Annotated in this window: 1 protein-coding gene; it reads right to left on the reverse strand. The window is 70.6% G+C overall.

Translation table 11 applies throughout. From position 1 onward, the window contains the following. Positions 1-173 precede the first annotated feature (173 nt). Entirely contained in the window at positions 174-803 is a 630-nt protein-coding gene (locus tag BUE43_RS32485) for a histidine phosphatase family protein (RefSeq protein WP_073490190.1), read from the reverse strand. Between the last annotated feature and the right edge of the window lie 320 nt (positions 804-1123).

Here is a 1123-nt window from a genome sequence, read left to right on the forward strand (position 1 = left end):
GTCGAAGATGTTCAGACGAGCGTCCACTGTGCACTCCTTGCCGATGCGGTGGGTACACCTGTCTGACGGGACAGCGAGGCGGGATGTGACAGGCCAGGATGTGGCCTGCGTCTCGATGGCCGCACCACGGCGGCAGGCCCGCTCAAGAGCGTTGGGGGCGCGGGATTCCGGGGTCAGCGGGCGAGATGGCCCGTGTCGCCGAGGCTGACGACCTGGCGGTTGCGGAAGAAGTCGTCCTCGTGGAGCACGGTGATGCTGCCCGAGGCGGCCCGGAAGCTGACGTGGCTGGCGGACTCGACCGGCATGCCGATCCACGACGCCACGACGAACGTGAGGGCGAAGCCGTGCGTCACGACGATCTGGTGCTCGCAACGGCTCTCCAGGACGGCGTCCACGGCCGCGTAGATCCGCCGGGCGAACACCCCCCTGGTCTCGGCGCCCGGCAAGCCCTCGTCGTGCCCCATCCGGTCGCCCGTCGCGGGCGGCGGGACGAACCGCCGGTCCAACCACTCCTGCGGCCTGCCCTCGGCCTCGCCGTAGGACTTCTCGCGCAGCCGGGGGTCCAGGACCGGTTCGACGCCGAGGAGATCGCCCACCGCTCTGGCCGTCTGCGCGGTGCGGCGCAGGTCCGACGAGAACAGCTCGACGTCGGCGTCCTCGGGCACCCTGGCCCGCAGCGACGCGGCGACAGCGGCCGCCACGCGCTCGCCGGCCGGGGTCAGGGACGAGTCGTGCCACCCGCCCACCACCCCGTCGACGTGGTGCGTTGCCTCCGGGTGCGTGACGACGTAGAGAGTGCGCACAAGATTCTCCTTACGAGGTAAGGATCGAGCTGACCTGCTACGCGTGCTTTGGTTCGCGCGCAAGGGAAACGGCGTTCCCGCCCATCCGACCGCACGAACGCGGACGAGGCGCCGGCCGGCGCGACGCCAGTCATGGCGACGATCGGCCGGCAGCGCTCGTCCCGGTTCTGCTCGGTGAATGCCGGCGTCCCGCCAACTCGCGCTCACCGGAAGACTGTGAACCCCGGTGTGTCAGGGGTTGTGGTGGCCGGAACACCCCGGCCCACACGCCACACCATTCACCGAACACCCCACCACCAGCAACCCCGCCAACCCCCGCA

This window comes from Streptoalloteichus hindustanus (assembly GCF_900129375.1).
GTDB classification, from domain to species: Bacteria; Actinomycetota; Actinomycetes; order Mycobacteriales; family Pseudonocardiaceae; genus Streptoalloteichus; species Streptoalloteichus hindustanus.